Origin of the sequence: Pseudomonas sp. NFIX28, assembly GCF_900107395.1 — a bacterium.
In the GTDB taxonomy this organism is placed as follows: Bacteria; Pseudomonadota; Gammaproteobacteria; order Pseudomonadales; family Pseudomonadaceae; genus Aquipseudomonas.
The window spans coordinates 127,818-144,613 of sequence record NZ_FNPW01000007.1 but is presented as its reverse complement, the minus strand read 5'-3'; the positions used below and the strand labels follow the sequence as shown (position 1 = coordinate 144,613).

Here is a 16,796-nt window from a genome sequence, read left to right as displayed (position 1 = left end):
CTGGAGTGTTCCATGACACTGTAAGGCCGGCTCGTTGCTATCTATTCGTTGTGGAGATTGCCGTCATGGCCCACGAACTCTATACCCGTACCAATCAGAAAATTTACTTCGCCGGCCTGTCGCTGGAAGCCTTGGCGCGGGCCGAAGCGGGTGGGGCAATGAACGCTCAGGCGCTGGCCCAGGCAGGACGAGAGTCGGTGCTGTTTCATCTGTACGGCGCATTGCTGGGGTTGTGTCACGAAATTGCCGGCTTCTATCGTCTTCCCCAGGCCAATGCACCCCGCGCGGAGCTGCTGTTGACTCGCGAAGTGCTGGAGAGCGTTGCCATTCCTGAGCTGGCCGAATTGGTGGAGCTGGCCCATAACCCGGAAACCTGGCTGGCGAAGCTGCTGGCGGCACATTCAGCCATGTTCCAACCACCGCGAGTGCCACATAAGCCCAAGGGCGATGTCACCCAGCCTCTGATTGTCGCGGTGAACCTCGATGAAGAGGAGCAGGCACCGCAGCTGAGCCGGGAAGAGCTGGAGCAATGGCGTCAGAACCTCAAGGCTTTGGCCATTCGTTTCCGTGACGGCCTCAACGAGTGTTGAACCGTCGCTAGGGTCGATTATTCAAGGATGAGTGGGCCGTTCAATCGCTGTATCCAGGCGCTCCCGCGCTTTTAGGGCGGCTATTAACGGGAAGACGGTCACTATGCTGTTTTCCGGTAGGGAAGCTGCTTACCGGTTTTGATTGCAAGTCGAGTTGCTACCGACAAATGCCTGTTCGTAACGGCAGGCAAATAAAGAAAACCGTTTGGGCCCGCGCGAGGTCGAGGCGATGACTGATATAATCCCGGCCTTTCGTGGAGAACAGACCTTTATGCCAACGTCCTTTCTAGAAATTGTCGAATTGCCAGACGGTCGTATCGAGCTGCGCAGGGCTGAGGACGAGGGTTCTCTGGTTACTCTGGACTTTTCAGAGGATGCCAAAGCCTTCTTGCAAGGCCAGCATGTCGAGGTGGCCAAGGCCATGTTGAGTGTGGGTGTGCAGATGGCGGGTCGCCTGGTTGAAGGCGAATTGGAGAAGGAAGAGGGGCCGCGGGTTCTTCACTGAGTCCGTTTGTCGGCTTTTTAGCTGTCGTTCGTCGCTTCCTTTCGGCTTCTCAATCCTGGAGAAGCCTTATGTCATTCAAGCGTATCCCTCGACGCTTCTTGCGATCATCCCAGGCGAATATTCAGGCTTTGTGCGTCGCCTGTACGGGCTGCGCTGATGAGCTGCTGGCGGCCGTTGCTGTTCAGCGGGTTGAGCCAGCTGACAACGGTGTGGCTGCGTCCCAGGCGTAGAGCCTCGCAGGCCAATTGTTGTGCGCTTTGGGCGCCGCGCGGGTGCAGCAGCAGAATCCGTTCGCGGTTCAGGCCGGCATCCCGTAGCCACGCCTGGGTCAGGCTTGCCGGTGGCGCAATCAGTGTCAGCCAGCGCGCGTCCTGGTCCTGGCTCAGTTCCCGGAGGATAGGGGCCAGCAAGCTCAGGCAGTTCCCGGCGGCACCGCGTAGCGACAGTTCACTGAAGGCTTCCGGTTCATTGCTCCAGGGCGATTCAACGACCTCTTTGAGGATGGGCGCCATCGGCTGGGCCATGAACGCTTCGAACAGTGGCAGTTGTGCATGCTGTGGTGTGTGAGGGAACTGCATACAGCCTCCTTTAGCGGCGAATGACGCCGACACTCAAGCCTTCGATCACCAGGTCCTGATCTTTCAGGTTGACTTCGATAGGGGCGAACTCAGGGTTTTCGGCAATCAGCCAGACTTTGCTGCCTTCGCGCTTGAAGCGTTTCACGGTGACTTCATCGCCGATGCGGGCGACCACCACCTGGCCATTGCGGGCCTCGCGCGTGGTGTGCACGGCCAGCAGGTCGCCATCGAAAATGCCGATATCCTTCATGCTCATGCCGTGAACCCGCAGCAGGTAGTCCGCGCGAGGATGGAAGAAGGCCGGGTTGATGTTGCAAGATTCTTCGATGTGCTGTTCGGCGAGAATCGGGGCGCCAGCGGCAACCCGGCCGATGATGGGCAAGCTGGAGTCGTCGGGCTTGGCCTCGAACCCCGGGATGCGAATGCCGCGGGAGGCACCCGGAGTCATTTCGATCGCGCCCTTGCGAGCCAGCGCCTTGAGGTGCTCTTCAGCGGCGTTGGGCGACTTGAAGCCCAGTTCCTGGGCAATTTCCGCGCGGGTCGGCGGGTAGCCGTTGTCTTCGAGGCAGCGTTTGATAAAAGCCAGAATCTCAGCTTGGCGTGGCGTCAGTTTTAGCATGTCGATCGCTCTGTCTTTTTATACAGTGACTGGAATTATATACAGTGAGTGCTGCTTGGCAATCCTCCTTTTTCCAATCGCCGCTGGACGGTCGGGGCGGCGCTGCACATGCCCGGTGTCGCGTGGCTGGCTACAGGAAGCGGCAGGTATGATTAAATAGCTGACTGACCGGCCGCAAAACGGACAGGCAGGCTTGACAAGGCGAGGGCTGAAACGTATGTTTCAAACAAGTGTTTGTCAGGCGGAGTAGCCATGGCCCAGTCGGAAACCGTTGAACGCATTCTCGATGCTGCCGAGCAGTTGTTCGCGGAAAAAGGTTTTGCCGAAACCTCATTGCGGCTGATCACCAGCAAGGCCGGGGTCAACCTGGCGGCGGTGAATTATCATTTCGGTTCCAAAAAGGCCCTGATCCAGGCGGTGTTCTCGCGCTTCCTCGGGCCGTTTTGCGTCAGTCTCGATCGAGAGCTGGAGCGGCGTTCGGCCAAGCCGGACAGCAAGCCGACCCTCGAAGAGCTGCTGGAAATCCTCGTCGAGCAGGCGCTGGTGGTCCAGCCTCGCAGCGGCAATGACCTGTCCATCTTCATGCGCCTTCTGGGCCTGGCCTTCAGCCAGAGCCAAGGGCACCTGCGGCGTTATCTGGAAGACATGTACGGCAAGGTTTTCCGTCGCTACATGCTTTTGGTCAACGAAGCCGCGCCGCGCATTCCACCGATCGAACTGTTCTGGCGTGTGCATTTCATGCTTGGAGCGGCAGCGTTCAGCATGTCGGGGATCAAGGCGTTGCGCGCGATCGCCGAGACCGATTTCGGGGTCAATACCTCGATCGAGCAGGTGATGCGCCTGATGGTGCCGTTCCTCGCGGCCGGCATGCGCGCCGAAACCGGTGTCACCGACGATGCCATGGCTGCGGCGCAGCTCAGGCCGCGCAGCAAATCGACGCCGGCGGTCGCCAAGGCCTGACCGTCCGGGTGGGCGCGGCAGCTTACATCCGCTAAGCTAGCCGCCCATGTCGACTCTCGTTTCCTACCCTTCTTCACACCTTTCGCCGATCCTCGCTTGCCGGGCTTTGCCGTCGGCAATGGGTTCGTGCGTCCGCGCCACGCCAGCACGCTTTGCGATGCCGTGCGCGCACTTCGTTACTAAGGAATTGCTATGACCACAGGCCTGCAAGGCTCCTTGATGGTGGATGTCGCCGGTACCTGGCTGACGGCTGAAGATCGCCAACTGCTGCGCCAGCCCGAAGTGGGCGGCCTGATCATCTTTGCTCGCAATATCGAGCATCCGCGGCAGGTGCGCGAGCTGAGCGCGTCCATTCGGGCGATTCGCCCGGACCTGCTGCTCGCGGTGGACCAGGAAGGCGGCCGCGTGCAGCGCCTGCGCCAGGGCTTCGTGCGGCTGCCAGCTATGCGTGCGATTGCCGACAACCCGAATGCCGAATACCTGGCCGAGCAGTGCGGCTGGATCATGGCTACCGAAGTGTTGGCCGTCGGCCTGGACCTGAGTTTCGCGCCGGTGCTGGACCTCGATCATCAGCGTAGCGCCGTGGTGGGCACTCGTTCCTTCGAGGGTGACCCCGAGCGCGCCGCCTTGCTGGCAGGCGCCTTTATTCGAGGCATGAACAGCGCCGGCATGGCGGCCACGGGTAAGCATTTCCCCGGGCACGGCTGGGCCGAGGCGGACTCTCATGTGGCGATCCCCAATGACGAGCGCAGCCTCGACGAGATTCGCGCCAAGGACCTGGTGCCTTTTGCGCGCCTGAGCAAGCAACTGGCGGCGGTAATGCCGGCTCACGTCATCTATCCTCAGGTCGATGCCCTGCCGGCCGGGTTCTCCCGGCGCTGGCTGCAGGAAATCCTGCGCGGCGAACTGCAATTCGACGGTGTGATCTTCAGCGACGACTTGTCGATGGCCGGTGCGCATGTGGTGGGCGATGCCGCGAGCCGGATCGAAGCGGCGTTGTCGGCCGGTTGCGACATGGGCCTGGTGTGCAACGACCGGGCCGCGGCCGAGCTGGCCTTGAGCGCGGCCCAGCGCCTGAAAGTGACGCCATCGGCGCGTATCGCACGGATGCGCGGCCAGGCGTTCGCCAGCACCGACTATCGCCAGGATCCGCGTTGGTTGGCGGCGCTGGGTGCGCTCAAGGATGCCCAACTGATCGATTAAGGGTTTTGCGATGACGGTCTACGCGATTATCGGAGGTACCGGCCTGACCCGGCTCGAAGGCTTGAGCATTCGCCAATCCTTGCCCCTGGACACGCCTTATGGCGCTCCGTCGGCGGATATCCAGAAGGGCGAATACGCCGGGCGCGAGGTGCTGTTTCTGGCGCGCCATGGTCATCCGCATCGCTTCCCGCCGCATCAGGTGAACTATCGGGCCAATCTCTGGGCGCTGAAGCAGGCCGGTGCCAAAGCGATCCTGGCGGTCAATGCGGTGGGTGGTATTCATCCAGTGATGGGCCCCGGGCATTTCTGTGTGCCGCATCAACTGATCGATTACACCGGCGGTCGCGAGCACACCTACTTTGCCGACGACCTGGAGCAGGTCACCCACATCGATTTCAGCTATCCCTATAGCGAATCGCTGCGTCAGCAATTGATTGCCGCGCTGGCGGCGGAAGGCTACGGATTCAGCAGCCAGGGCGTGTATGCCTGCACCCAGGGCCCGCGCCTGGAAACCGTGGCGGAAATCGCCCGCCTGGAGCGGGACGGTTGCGACATCGTCGGCATGACCGGTATGCCGGAAGCGGCGCTGGCCCGTGAGCTGGAACTGGACTACGCCTGCCTGGCGCTGGTGGTGAACCCGGCGGCGGGAAAATCCGCTGCGGTGATTACCATGGCCGAGATCGAGCAGGCGTTGCAGGACGGCATGGGCAAGGTGCAGGCGACGCTGGCGCGGGTCCTCGCGGCAAACCTGTAGCGGCTGGCGCAGGCTGCGATCGAGCGCGCAGCGCTCGCAAAACCTGAGCCCGCGATATTACTGAAACATCGTGAGGCTTTACGTCTGCTGCGCAGCCGATCGTGGGCAGCGCCAGCAGCCACGAATCAGCGTCCGCCTTTCTTGTCGGGCAGCGGGGCGAAGAGGGCTTCGATGTCTTCGCTCTGCAGCTTCCAGTCGCCAGCCTTGCGCCCATCCAGTACGCCCGCGGCCAGGTCGGACTTCTCCTGCTGCAGGTGCTGGATTTTCTCTTCCACCGTGCCGCGGGCAATCAATTTGTAGACGAATACCGGCTTTTCCTGGCCGATCCGATAGGCGCGGTCGGTGGCCTGGTTTTCCGAGGCCGGGTTCCACCAAGGATCGTAGTGGATCACGGTGTCGGCTTCGGTGAGGTTGAGGCCAACGCCACCGGCTTTCAGGCTGATCAGGAAAATTTGCAGTTTGCCGCTCTGGAAGTCTTTGACCGGCGTGCGGCGGTCGCGAGTCTGCCCGGTCAGCAGGGCATAGGCGACATTCCGCCGCTTCAGCTCGGCCTCGATCAGGCTGAGCATCGAGGTGAACTGCGAGAACAGCAGGATGCGCCGGCCCTCGTCGAACAACTCCTCGAGCATCTCCATCAGGCTGTCGAGCTTGCCGGACGAGCTACCGCGCGCGGGCGCCGGGTCCTCGTTGACCAGGCGCAAGTCGCAGCACACCTGGCGCAGTTTCAGCAGCGCTTCAAGAATGATGATCTGGCTGCGGGCCACGCCCTTGCGGGTAATCTCGTCGCGGACTTTCTTGTCCATGGCCAGGCGCATGGTTTCGTACACATCGCGCTGGGCCTCATTGAGTTCGACCCAATGGATGATCTCGGTCTTGGGCGGCAGCTCGGTGGCCACCTGTTCCTTGGTGCGGCGCAGCAGGAAGGGCTTGATCCGGCCGTTGAGGTGCTGCAGGCGCATTTCGCTGGCATGCCTTTCGATCGGCACGCGGTAGTCGCGATTGAAACTCTTCACGTCTCCCAGCCAGCCGGGCAGTAGGAAGTGGAACAGCGACCACAGCTCGCCGAGGTGATTCTCCAGCGGCGTGCCGCTCAGGCACAGGCGCTGGCGCGCGTTGAGTTCGCGTGCGGCCTGGGCGGCCTTGCTCGACGGGTTCTTGATGTATTGCGCTTCGTCGAGCACCAGCACGTGCAGGGGCAGGGCGGCGAGCTGCTCGACATCCTTGGGCAGCAGCGCATAGGTGGTCAGGATCAGGTCGTAGTCGTTCAGCTGGGCGAAGTGTTTTTTGCGGCCGGCGCCGTACAGCGCCAGGACCTTGAGCTGCGGCGTGAAATGCGCCGCCTCGTCGAGCCAGTTGGGAATCAGGCTGGTGGGCATGACCACCATGCATGGCCGATCCAGGCGCCCGGCGTTCTTTTCGCTGAGCACATGGGCCAGGGTCTGCAGGGTTTTGCCCAGGCCCATGTCGTCGGCCAGGATGCCGCCGACTTCCAGCTGGCGCAGCGACTGCATCCAGCTCAGGCCTTCGAGCTGATAGGGACGCAAAATGGCGTTCAGGCCGGCCGGGGCCGGGGCCGAATAATCCTTGATGTCGCGCAGTCGCTGGGCGAAGGAGCGGATGTGGTCGCCGCCTTCCCAGAGCAGCGGCAGGTTTTCCAGCGGGTTGAGGCGGGTTGCGTCGGCGTGGCTCAGGCGTAGCGCGGTTTTGCCCGGCTCTTGCAGATAGAACTCGCCCAGGGTCGCCAGCACCGGTTTCAGCCGGCCGTAGGGCAGCGCCACCTGCAAAGGGCCGTTGGATGAGTTGGGACGCCCGGGAATATTCACCAGGATCAGTTCGTCGTCCCGGCGTTTGGCCAGGCGTTCCGGGTTGAGGATCTCGGCGTGGGAGCGCATCAGGTTGAGCAGGATCGGCAGCAGGCTCAGGCGTTCGCCATTGACGATGATGCCCAGTTCCAGGTCGAACCAGTCGCGCCCCGGCGCCTCGTCCACCGTGGCGTACCAGTCGTCCACGGCGGTCAGGTCGAAGCCGAAGTCGTCATCGATCTGCAGCTCCCAGCCCTGGGTGCGCAGCTTGGGCAATTCATTGAGGGTGAAGGTCAGCCAGGCGCTGTCGTTGACCATTTCATACAGCTCGCCGGCGCTTTCCGGCAGGGCCTTGCTCTGGCGGGTGGCAATCTTGAAACCCAGTGCCCGCAACTGTTCGCGATAGCATTGCTCGACTTCTGGCTGGCGCTTGATGCGCAGGGTCTGGTGTTCCTGGCGAATCACTACGTCGGCGTTTTTCTGCCCGCTGACGTATTCCTCCAGGTAGCTGAACGACAGCGCGGCACGGTGCTGGATGTAACGCTGCATCCTGCCGTTGCGCGGTTCGAAGGCACTGAATTCGATGCTGGCCAGCCATAAGCGGGGCACTGGCTGCACGTTATCCACGATTTGTTGCGGCAGCGGGGCGGGGCTGCGGTTTTCCAGCACGGCCTGGAGTTTTTCCAGCAGCTCGGCGTCTTTCTCCGCGGCCGGGTAGGCCAGGGTTTCCTCGATTTTTAGCAGCACCGCGGCAATGTGTTTGCAGTTGCCATGGACCGGGCAGGTGCAGGAGGCGTCGACCATCAGCAAGGTGTTCTTGGCCGACTCGCGCAGGCTGATGGTCTGTCGATAGACGTTGCCGCCCGAGCCTTCGCAGCTGGCGGTGATGATGCTGTCGCCGGCCTGGACAATCCTGACGCGGTTTTCCAGGGCGTAGCGGCGGCCACGCTCCAGGGCTTGTTCCTTGAATCGACTGACCCAGGAACGTGCCAGGGGTTTGGTCAGGGGCGGGGACATGGGAACTTCTGTCAGTCCACGATTTCAGGAGGCGCTTCGCGTGGCGCGGGGGCCGACAGCGAGGTGATCTTGATCAGCAGGGCCAGGTGGCCGTTGTCGAGGTAGTTGAGCTGGCCGTTCTTGGTGTGGCTTTCCTGCTTCAGGCGTTCGCTGGCGGTCACCAGGCCGTTGCTGTCGATCTGGTTGACCCAGAACTGCGCATCCACATCGGTGAAGCGTCCGAGCTTCAGGGTCAGGGTGCCCTCGATCGGGAACTGGCCGAACTGTTCCCGGCCTTCGCTGACCGCGATTTTCACCGGGGTTTCGTCCAGCGGCTGCTGCCAGGCCTTGTGCATCAGCACGCTGTAGTCGCCGCTGGCGGTGAGTTTCTCGACCACGCTGCCCAGCGCCGGGGTGCGCTGGCTGTCGGCCGCCAGGCGTTGTGCGCCGGCAGCCCAGTCTTCGGGGGCGGCGCGGCTGACAATGGCGGGGACCGCGTTTTGCCGGACCAGAATCATTTCGACCTGATACATGTCGGCAAATGCCGAGGGGGCGACCAGGGTCAGGAGCAAGGTCAGTGAGCGAAACAGGCGCATGGGGCGTCCTTCAAGCAGTTTTCGGGGCGAGGCGCTCGAACAGCGCCTCCAATGTGTTGAAGCGTTCTTCCGGACGTTCCATCGGCACCATGAATTTGAACAGCGTGGCGCCTTCAAATTTGTAGCGGTTGGGTTGGCCCTGGATGAGTTTGATCAATGCCAGCGGGTCCACCGGGGTATCGGCGGCGAACTCGAGCCGGCCGCCCTGCGGGCCGCCGTCGACCTTCTTGATGCCCAGTTGCTCGGCCTGCAGTTTCAGCAGGGTCAGGCGTACCAGGTTCTTGGTCGGCTCCGGCAACAGGCCGAAGCGGTCGATCATTTCCACTTGCAGGTCTTTCAGGCCGTCCTCATCGGTGGCCGAGGCGATGCGCTTGTAGAGGATCAGCCGCGCATGCACATCCGGCAGGTAGTCTTCGGGAATCAGCGCCGGCAGGCGCAGGTTGATCTCCGGACCACCGCCCAGCGGCTGGTCGAGGTTCGGCTGCTCGCCCTTGCGAATGGCTTTTACCGCGCGCTCGAGCATCTCCATATAGAGGGTGAAGCCCACCGCCTGGATCTGCCCGCTTTGGCCATCCCCCAGCAGTTCGCCGGCACCGCGGATCTCCAGGTCGTTGGTGGCGAGCACAAAACCGGCGCCGAGGTCCTGGGTGTTGGCAATGGCCTCCAGGCGCTTTTCCGCGTCCGGGGTGATCTGCTGCCGTGGTGGCGTCAGCAGGTAGGCGTAGGCCTGGTGATGGCTGCGACCGACCCGGCCGCGCAACTGATGCAGCTGGGCCAGGCCGAACTTGTCGGCGCGCTCGATGATGATGGTGTTGGCGCTCGGCACGTCGATGCCGGTCTCGATGATGGTCGAGGCGATCAGCACGTTGAAGCGCTTGTGGTAGAAGTCGCTCATCACCTGTTCGAGTTCGCGTTCGCGCATCTGCCCGTGGCCGATGCCGATGCGTGCTTCCGGCACCAGTTCGGCGAGGTCGGCGGCGCATTTCTCGATGGTCTTCACATCGTTGTGCAGGTAGTAGACCTGGCCGCCACGCAGCAGCTCACGGAGCAGGGCCTCTTTGACCGTGCTCTTGTTCTGCTCCATGACGAAGGTGCGCACCGACAGCCGTCGGGCTGGCGGCGTGGCGATGATCGACAGATCGCGCATGCCCGACACCGCCATGTTCAGCGTGCGCGGAATTGGCGTGGCGGTCAGGGTCAGGATGTCGACCTCGCTGCGCAGGGCCTTGAGCTGCTCCTTCTGGCGCACGCCGAAGCGGTGTTCTTCGTCGATGATCACCAGCCCGAGGTTCTTGATCTTCACATCGTCTTGCAGCAGCTTGTGGGTGCCGATGACGATATCGATCTTGCCTTCGGCCAGGTCGGCCACCGCGGCATTCACTTCCTTGGCGGACTTGAAGCGGCTCATCACTTCCACGGTCACCGGCCAGTCGGCGAAGCGGTCGCGGAAGCTGTTGTAATGCTGCTGGGCGAGCAGGGTGGTGGGCACCAGGATCGCCACTTGCTTGCCGCCGTGCACGGCGATGAAGGCTGCGCGCATCGCCACTTCGGTCTTGCCGAAGCCAACGTCGCCGCAGACCAGGCGATCCATCGGCTTGGCCGCGAGCATGTCCTCGCGCACCGCTTCGATGGTGGTTTGCTGGTCGGGGGTTTCTTCGAACGGGAAGCCGGCGCTGAAGGTGGCGTAGTCGGCTTTCGGATCGGCGAAAGCATAGCCTTCGCGGGCCGCGCGGCGGGCGTAGATATCCAGCAGCTCGGCGGCGACGTCGCGCACCTGTTCGGCGGCTTTGCGCTTGGCTTTCTGCCAGGTCTCCGAGCCCAGGCGGTGCAGCGGTGCCAGGGCATCGTCGCTACCGGTATAGCGGGCGATCAGGTGCAGGTTGGCCACCGGCACATACAGCTTGGCGCCCTCGGCGTATTCCAGGGTGAGGAATTCCGCGGCCTGGTTATCGATTTCCAGAGTGGCCAGGCCCAGGTAGCGGCCCACGCCGTGGTCGATATGCACCACCGGTGCGCCTTCGCGCAGCTCGGTAAGGTTCTTGATTACCGCATCGTTGTTGGCGTCGGCGCGCTTCTCTCGGCGCCGGCGTTGCATCACGCGCTGGCCGAACAGCGGGCTTTCGGCCACCAGCGCCAGGGCCGGATCGTCCAGCAACAAACCTTCGTCCAACGGCGCGATGGTGATTGCCAGGCGGTCCTTGCCGGCGACGAAGTCCGGCCAGCTGTCGACGGTCTTCGGCCGCAGCTTCAGGCGCTCCAGCAACTCCAGCAGCACCTCGCGGCGCCCGGCGGATTCGGCGGTGAACAGCACGCGCCCGGAGAACTCATCGAGGAAGTTCGCCAGGGCCGCCAGCGGCTGGTTGGCCTTGGCTTCAATGGCGAGGTTGGGCAGCGCCTGCGCCGGAAAACGCTCGCGGCCGCCACCGGCCTCGATGTCCTGCTGGCTGGCAACCACCCGTGGCCAGCTTTTCAGGCGGGCGAAGCAGTCTTCCACCGGCAGGAACAATTCGGCGGGCGGCAATAAAGGACGGGACGGATCGACACGGCGCTCTTCATAACGGTTACGCACGTCGTTCCAGAAGTTCTCGGCCGCCTGTTCGATGCCCGGCAGGGAAAACACCTGGGTGTCCTGGGGCAGGTAGTCGAACAGGGTCGACGTGTCTTCGAAGAACAACGGCAAGTAATACTCGATACCGGCCGGGGTGATCCCGCTGCTCAGGTCCTGGAAGATCGGGCAGCGCCGGAAGTCGACGTCGAAGCGCTCGCGGAAGCGGGCCTTGAAGCGGGTAACGGCGTCTTTCTGCAGCGGGAACTCCTTTGCCGGCAGCAGGCGTACCGAATCGACCTTGTCGATAGAGCGCTGGTTTTCCGGGTCGAAGGTGCGCAGGGTCTCGATTTCATCGTCGAACAGGTCGATGCGATAAGGCAGCTTGCTGCCCATCGGGAACAGGTCGATCAGGGCGCCACGCACGGCGAATTCGCCATGCTCGTAGACCGTGTCGACACAGCGATAGCCGCTGGCCTCCAAACGGGTGCGCATCTGTTCGACGTCCAGCTTCTGGCCGATGTCCAGCACCAGGCTGCTGCCCAGCAGGAACTTGGTCGGCGCCAGGCGATGCAGGGCCGTGGTGATCGGCACCACCAGCACGCCATGCTCAAGCTCCGGCAGCCGGTACAGGCTGGCGATCCGCTGGGAAATGATGTCCTGGTGTGGCGAGAACAGGTCGTAGGGCAGGGTTTCCCAGTCCGGGAAATGCAAAACGGGCAAATCCGGGGCGAAGAAACTCAGCTCCTGCTCCAGCCGTTCGGCACTTTGGCTATCGGCGGTCAGCAGCAGGGTGAAGCGCTTGGCGGCGCTGGCAGCCTCGGCAATGGCCAGGCTGAGGGCGGCACCGGGCAGGTTGCCCCAGTGCTGTTTGCCGGCGGCGGCAGGGAGTTGCGGTAGACGCAGAACGGGCACGGAAGGTTGAGCTCCAGCGTTGCGACAAAGTCGGTAATTGTAGCGGTCCGGCGTACCGGCTGTCAGTTGCTGATGTGTCTATTACGCGGTTGCGCAAAATGTAGTGGCTATGACAAAAAAATATGCTTTTTAAGCGAAAATGTAGTGCCGAATCAGGGTGGTGTTACGGAGGGTTACAGACAAGTCGGGATTGTGGCGTAAATTGAGGCCTTTCTGAAACCCGCGTATTTACTGGGCTGGAGCGGGGCGTGATTTTTTCTCGGAGGGAAATGTTACGTTTTGCGCGACAGGCGCGCATTGCTACGCAGGGGACTCGGCGGCATAATGTAGCCCCTTTTTTCAGCCCCTACATGTGGAAGGTTCCCGTGACTCAGAAGCCCGACCAGTGTCTTGGTGAATGGATCGACCGTGAAGCGCTCGCAGAAGCGATGATTCCGCTTATCGGTCAGCTCTACCGCAATAACAATGTGGTGAGTTCGATCTATGGCCGCAGCCTGATCAACCAGTCTGTCATCGCGATTCTCAAAGCTCACCGCTTTGCTCGCCATCGTTCTGCCGACGACAGCGAACTCTCCGTCCACGAAACATTCCCACTGCTCAAGGCCATGAGCGAGCTCAAGCTCGGCGCGGCTTCGGTAGACCTGGGCAAGTTGGCTTTCAAATTCCGCAACGAAAGCAACGGCCGTACAGCCGAGCAGTTCGTCCGCGAGGAAATGGCCGATGTGGTTGGCCAGCAAAACGCTTCGGCCCGCAAAGGCACTGACGTTGTTCTTTACGGCTTCGGTCGCATCGGCCGTCTGCTGGCGCGCATCCTGATCGAGAAAACCGGTGGTGGCGATGGCCTGCGCCTGCGTGCCATCGTGGTCCGCAAAGGCGCCGAGAACGACCTGACCAAACGCGCCAGCCTGCTGCGTCGCGACTCGGTACACGGTCCGTTCAACGGCACCATCGTCATCGACGAAGAAAACAACACCATCACCGCCAACGGCAACCTGATCCAGGTTATCTACGCGAAGAACCCGACCGAGGTGGACTACACCCAGTACGGCATCAAAGACGCGCTGCTGGTGGACAACACCGGTGTATGGCGTGACGCCGATGGCCTGGGCCAGCACCTGACCTGCCCGGGTATCGACCGCGTCGTTCTGACCGCGCCTGGCAAAGGCAAGCTGAAGAACATCGTTCACGGCATCAACCACACCGAAATCACCGCTGACGACAAGATCGTTTCCGCCGCTTCCTGCACCACCAACGCCATCGTGCCGGTGCTCAAGGCAGTGAACGACAAGTTCGGCATCGTCAACGGTCACGTCGAAACCGTTCACTCGTACACCAACGACCAGAACCTGATCGACAACTTCCACAAGGGCGATCGCCGTGGCCGTAGCGCCGCGCTGAACATGGTTATCACCGAGACCGGTGCTGCCACCGCTGCTGCCAAGGCTCTGCCTGAGCTGGCCGGCAAGCTGACTGGTAACGCGATCCGCGTTCCGACGCCAAACGTGTCGATGGCCATTCTCAACCTGAACCTTGAGAAAGCCGCCACCCGCGAAGAGATGAACGAGTACCTGCGCTACATGGCGCTGCACTCGGATCTGCATAAGCAGATCGACTTCGTCAATTCCCAGGAAGTGGTTTCCACCGACTTCGTAGGCTCGCGCCACGCCGGTGTGGTGGACGCTGAAGCGACCATTACCCAGGATAACCGCGTTGTTCTGTACGTCTGGTACGACAACGAGTTCGGTTACAGCTGCCAGGTGGTTCGCGTGATGGAAGACATGGCTGGTGTAAACCCGCCTGCATTCCCGCGCTAAGCCTTAGCCGCAAATGAAAACGCCCCGACTTGTCGGGGCGTTTTTGTTTGTGGGGGCGCAGGTTGGGAGATGTATTGATGGTGCGGGCCTCTTCGCGGGCAAGCCTCGCTCCTACGGGGCGTATGTGATTTTGTAGGAGCGAGGCTTGCCCGCGAAGAAGGTCGATCAGGCGCCACCCACCACAGCTGCCTGCGCAGTGCGCAGTTCATGTTTGTTGCCGCGGAACAGCACCAGGGTCGCGATCAGGCCCAGCACCGCCGCGCCACTGAGCCAGATCCCCGGTGCCGCCTTGTTGTCCAGGGCATGGATCAGGTAGGTGCAGGCGGCCGGCGTGAAGCCGCCAAAGGTAGCGGTCGCCAGGCTGTAGGCCAGGGAGAAGCCGGTGGTGCGGACTTCCACCGGCATGATCTCGGTAAGGGCCACCACCATGGCGCCGTTATACGAGCCATAAAGGAAGGACAGCCACAGCTCGACGACCAGCAAATGGCTGAAGCTCGGGTTGGCCACCAGCCAGGACAGCGCCGGATAAGCCGTGAGGATCGCCAGGACAGTCGCCGCCAGCAGCAATGGCTTGCGCCCGACCTTGTCCGATACGGCGCCCATCACCGGCAGCCAGAAGAAGTTCGACAGGCCAATGCACACAGTGACCAGCAAGGCGTCGAGGTCCGACAGTTGCAGTTCGGCCTTGCCGAAGGTCGGGGTGTAGGCGGTTATCAGGTAGAAGGACACGGTGGTCATCACCACCAGTGCCATGCCGGCGAGCACGATGCCGAAATTCTGGCCGATGGAGCGGATGATTTCCTGCAGGGTAGGGCGGTGCTGGCGTGCCTGGAACTCCGGGGTTTCTTCCAGCGCGCGACGGATCATGAAGATCGCCGGCACTATCATGCAGCCCACCAGGAACGGCACGCGCCAGCCCCAGTCGCCCATCTGTTCCGGGCTCAGCCAGTGGTTCAGGCCAACGCCCAGCAGGCCGGCGAATACCACGGCGGCCTGTTGGCTCGCCGATTGCCAGCTGACGAAGAAGCCCTTGCGACCCGGGGTGGAAATTTCCGCCAGGTAAACCGAGACACCGCCCAATTCGACCCCGGCAGAAAACCCCTGGAGCAAACGGCCGAGCAGCACCAGCAGCGGTGCGGCGACACCGAGGGTGGCATACCCCGGGACGCAGGCAATGAGCACGGTGCCTGCGGCCATGAGCAGCAGGGTGATGATCAGGCCCTTGCGACGGCCGTGGCGGTCGATATAGGCCCCGAGAAAGATCGCGCCCAATGGGCGCATGAGGAAGCCGGCGCCGAAGGTCGCCAGTGACAGCATCAACGATGCGAAGGCGCTGTCGGCGGGGAAGAAGGTCCTGGCGATGGCCGTGGCATAAAAGCCGTAGACCATGAAGTCGAACATCTCCAGAAAGTTGCCGCTGACAACGCGAAAGATCGCCTTGCCTTTGCCCGTGGTCGTGGACATTTGATTCACTCGCTTTGGCTGTTTGGAAAGCAATCCCTGGTCATTACCCATCCTGGCTGCACAGCCTGAGCGGCTAAACTGCAGGTCAGGCAGTTTGTAACAATATGTGTATGCGTCTGCCGGGGCAACAAAAACTCTTAGCTTGCTTGCTATTTTTCATCTGCGGCTGGGCTGGGTTTTAGTGTGAACAAGCGTGTTCTCGCGGAAGGCGGCGTCGGCTCGGCGTGCATCAAACAAGCGGTCGTTGCCGCATAATGGCGCGCCTTGTCCGGCTCTATGCCGGGAAGACATGAATGGCCTGGAGGCGAAGCGGTGCTGGGTAAAACGTTGGCGCGTCGGTGGGCAATTCTTGCGGTGATGGCGACCCTGGGCGGATGCGATCAGGGCGACTCGCTGGAAAGTTTTGGCGGGCCGACCATGGGCAGCACTTACTCCATCAAGTACGTACGGCGTGCAGGCCTGGCTGCGCCGGGTGAGGTGCAGGCCCAGGTGGAACAGATCCTCGCGCAGGTCGATCGGCAGATGTCGACTTACCGCAGCGACTCGGACATCCAGCGCTTCAACGATCTGCCGGCCAACAGCTGCCAGGCGATGCCCGCGGCGGTCCTGCAATTGGTCGAGATCGGCCAGCAGTTGTCGCGCGATAGCCAGGGGTCCTTCGACCTCACGGTCGAGCCGTTGCTCAACCTCTGGGGTTTCGGGCCGCAGGGGCGCGGGGCGGTGGTGCCGAGCGAGGCGGCACTGATGCAGGTACGGCCGCGAGTCGGCTATACCCATCTGCGTATCGAGGGCGACCAGCTGTGCAAGGACGCCGCGGTCGAGGTGGATTTCAACAGCATCGCCGCCGGTCATGCGGTGGACCGGATTACCGCCAGGCTCGAGGAAATGCGCATCGACAATTACCTGGTCGAAGCCACTGGCGAGCTCAAGGCAGTTGGCAGGAAACCCGACGGCTCGGCGTGGCGCATTGCCCTGGAAGAGCCGCGGGACGATCGCCAGGTGGCCGAGCGGGTTATCACCATCGATGGCTACGGGGTATCGACGTCCGGTGACTACCGCAATTATTTCCAGCGCGACGGCCAGCGTTATTCCCACACCTTCGACGCCCGCACCGGCACACCTGTCGAACATGCTTTGGCCTCGGTCACGGTGATTCATCCCGCGGCCGTAATGGCCGACGGTCTATCGACTCTGTTGCTGATCCTCGGCCCGGAGCGTGGCTGGGACTACGCAGAAAAACACGATATCGCCGCATTTTTTGTGATTCGCGCCGATACAGGCTTCGTCACACGCAGCAACCGCGCGTTTGATCGCCTGTTTGCCAGGCAAAAGCAGTAATCTTGCGCGGCGCCGCGGCGCGATGTCGCAGGCAAAAGTAGCCGGCGACGCGACCAAGGGTTAATGTGCGCGGCGTTGACGCTTCTATAGACTGTGCCCGGGTTCGTAACCGAGCCA

General features: G+C 62.2%; 13 protein-coding genes. 7 read left to right on the top strand and 6 right to left on the bottom strand.

Annotation, left to right across the window (positions count from 1 at the left end):
- Positions 1–65 precede the first annotated feature (65 nt).
- Positions 66–590 (top strand): DUF6586 family protein, encoded by a 525-nt coding sequence (locus BLV20_RS15590; RefSeq protein WP_092302897.1) that lies wholly within the window; start codon positions 66–68, stop codon positions 588–590.
- A gap of 271 nt (positions 591–861) precedes the next feature.
- Positions 862–1,095, top strand: coding sequence for a hypothetical protein (locus BLV20_RS15585; protein ID WP_044465990.1), 234 nt, complete (start codon positions 862–864; stop codon positions 1,093–1,095).
- A 104-nt stretch (positions 1,096–1,199) separates the two neighbouring features.
- On the opposite strand, the gene sulA is transcribed toward BLV20_RS15585, so the two are convergent.
- Entirely contained in the window at positions 1,200–1,673 is a 474-nt protein-coding gene (gene sulA / locus BLV20_RS15580) for an SOS-induced cell division inhibitor SulA (RefSeq protein ID WP_092302895.1), read from the bottom strand.
- Positions 1,674–1,683: 10 nt separating this feature from the next.
- Entirely contained in the window at positions 1,684–2,292 is a 609-nt protein-coding gene (lexA, locus tag BLV20_RS15575; RefSeq protein WP_007921301.1) for a transcriptional repressor LexA, read from the bottom strand.
- A gap of 252 nt (positions 2,293–2,544) precedes the next feature.
- On the opposite strand from lexA, the gene BLV20_RS15570 reads away from it, so the two are divergent.
- From BLV20_RS15570 to BLV20_RS15560, 3 genes are all read left to right on the top strand, one after another.
- Entirely contained in the window at positions 2,545–3,252 is a 708-nt protein-coding gene (locus BLV20_RS15570; RefSeq protein WP_092302893.1) for a TetR/AcrR family transcriptional regulator, read from the top strand.
- A 204-nt stretch (positions 3,253–3,456) separates the two neighbouring features.
- On the top strand, positions 3,457–4,455 hold the full coding sequence (gene nagZ, locus BLV20_RS15565; RefSeq protein WP_175540213.1) for a beta-N-acetylhexosaminidase: 999 nt from the start codon (positions 3,457–3,459) through the stop codon (positions 4,453–4,455).
- 10 nt (positions 4,456–4,465) lie between these two features.
- Entirely contained in the window at positions 4,466–5,209 is a 744-nt protein-coding gene (locus BLV20_RS15560) for an S-methyl-5'-thioinosine phosphorylase (RefSeq protein ID WP_092302889.1), read from the top strand.
- 125 nt (positions 5,210–5,334) lie between these two features.
- Here the strand turns inward: BLV20_RS15560 and BLV20_RS15555 are convergent, their stop codons facing one another.
- The 3 genes from BLV20_RS15555 to mfd are packed head-to-tail and all read right to left on the bottom strand — an operon-like array spanning position 5,335 to position 12,063.
- The gene (locus tag BLV20_RS15555) at positions 5,335–8,028 is read right to left on the bottom strand and encodes a DEAD/DEAH box helicase (RefSeq protein WP_092302887.1); all 2,694 of its coding nucleotides are present in this window, start codon (positions 8,026–8,028) and stop codon (positions 5,335–5,337) included.
- A gap of 11 nt (positions 8,029–8,039) precedes the next feature.
- The gene (locus tag BLV20_RS15550) at positions 8,040–8,603 is read right to left on the bottom strand and encodes a CsiV family protein (RefSeq protein WP_092302885.1); all 564 of its coding nucleotides are present in this window, start codon (positions 8,601–8,603) and stop codon (positions 8,040–8,042) included.
- A gap of 10 nt (positions 8,604–8,613) precedes the next feature.
- Positions 8,614–12,063: a transcription-repair coupling factor gene (gene mfd / locus BLV20_RS15545; protein WP_092302883.1), complete on the bottom strand. Its 3,450-nt coding sequence runs from the start codon at positions 12,061–12,063 to the stop codon at positions 8,614–8,616.
- 350 nt (positions 12,064–12,413) lie between these two features.
- Here mfd and BLV20_RS15540 point away from each other — a divergent pair, with 350 nt between their 5' ends.
- Positions 12,414–13,877, top strand: a complete 1,464-nt coding sequence (locus tag BLV20_RS15540; protein ID WP_092302881.1) for a glyceraldehyde-3-phosphate dehydrogenase — start codon at positions 12,414–12,416, stop codon at positions 13,875–13,877.
- A gap of 165 nt (positions 13,878–14,042) precedes the next feature.
- On the opposite strand, the gene BLV20_RS15535 is transcribed toward BLV20_RS15540, so the two are convergent.
- Positions 14,043–15,341 (bottom strand): MFS transporter, encoded by a 1,299-nt coding sequence (locus BLV20_RS15535; protein WP_092302879.1) that lies wholly within the window; start codon positions 15,339–15,341, stop codon positions 14,043–14,045.
- Positions 15,342–15,698: 357 nt separating this feature from the next.
- On the opposite strand from BLV20_RS15535, the gene BLV20_RS15530 reads away from it, so the two are divergent.
- Positions 15,699–16,679, top strand: a complete 981-nt coding sequence (locus BLV20_RS15530; protein WP_092302877.1) for an FAD:protein FMN transferase — start codon at positions 15,699–15,701, stop codon at positions 16,677–16,679.
- The last annotated feature ends 117 nt before the right edge of the window (positions 16,680–16,796 follow it).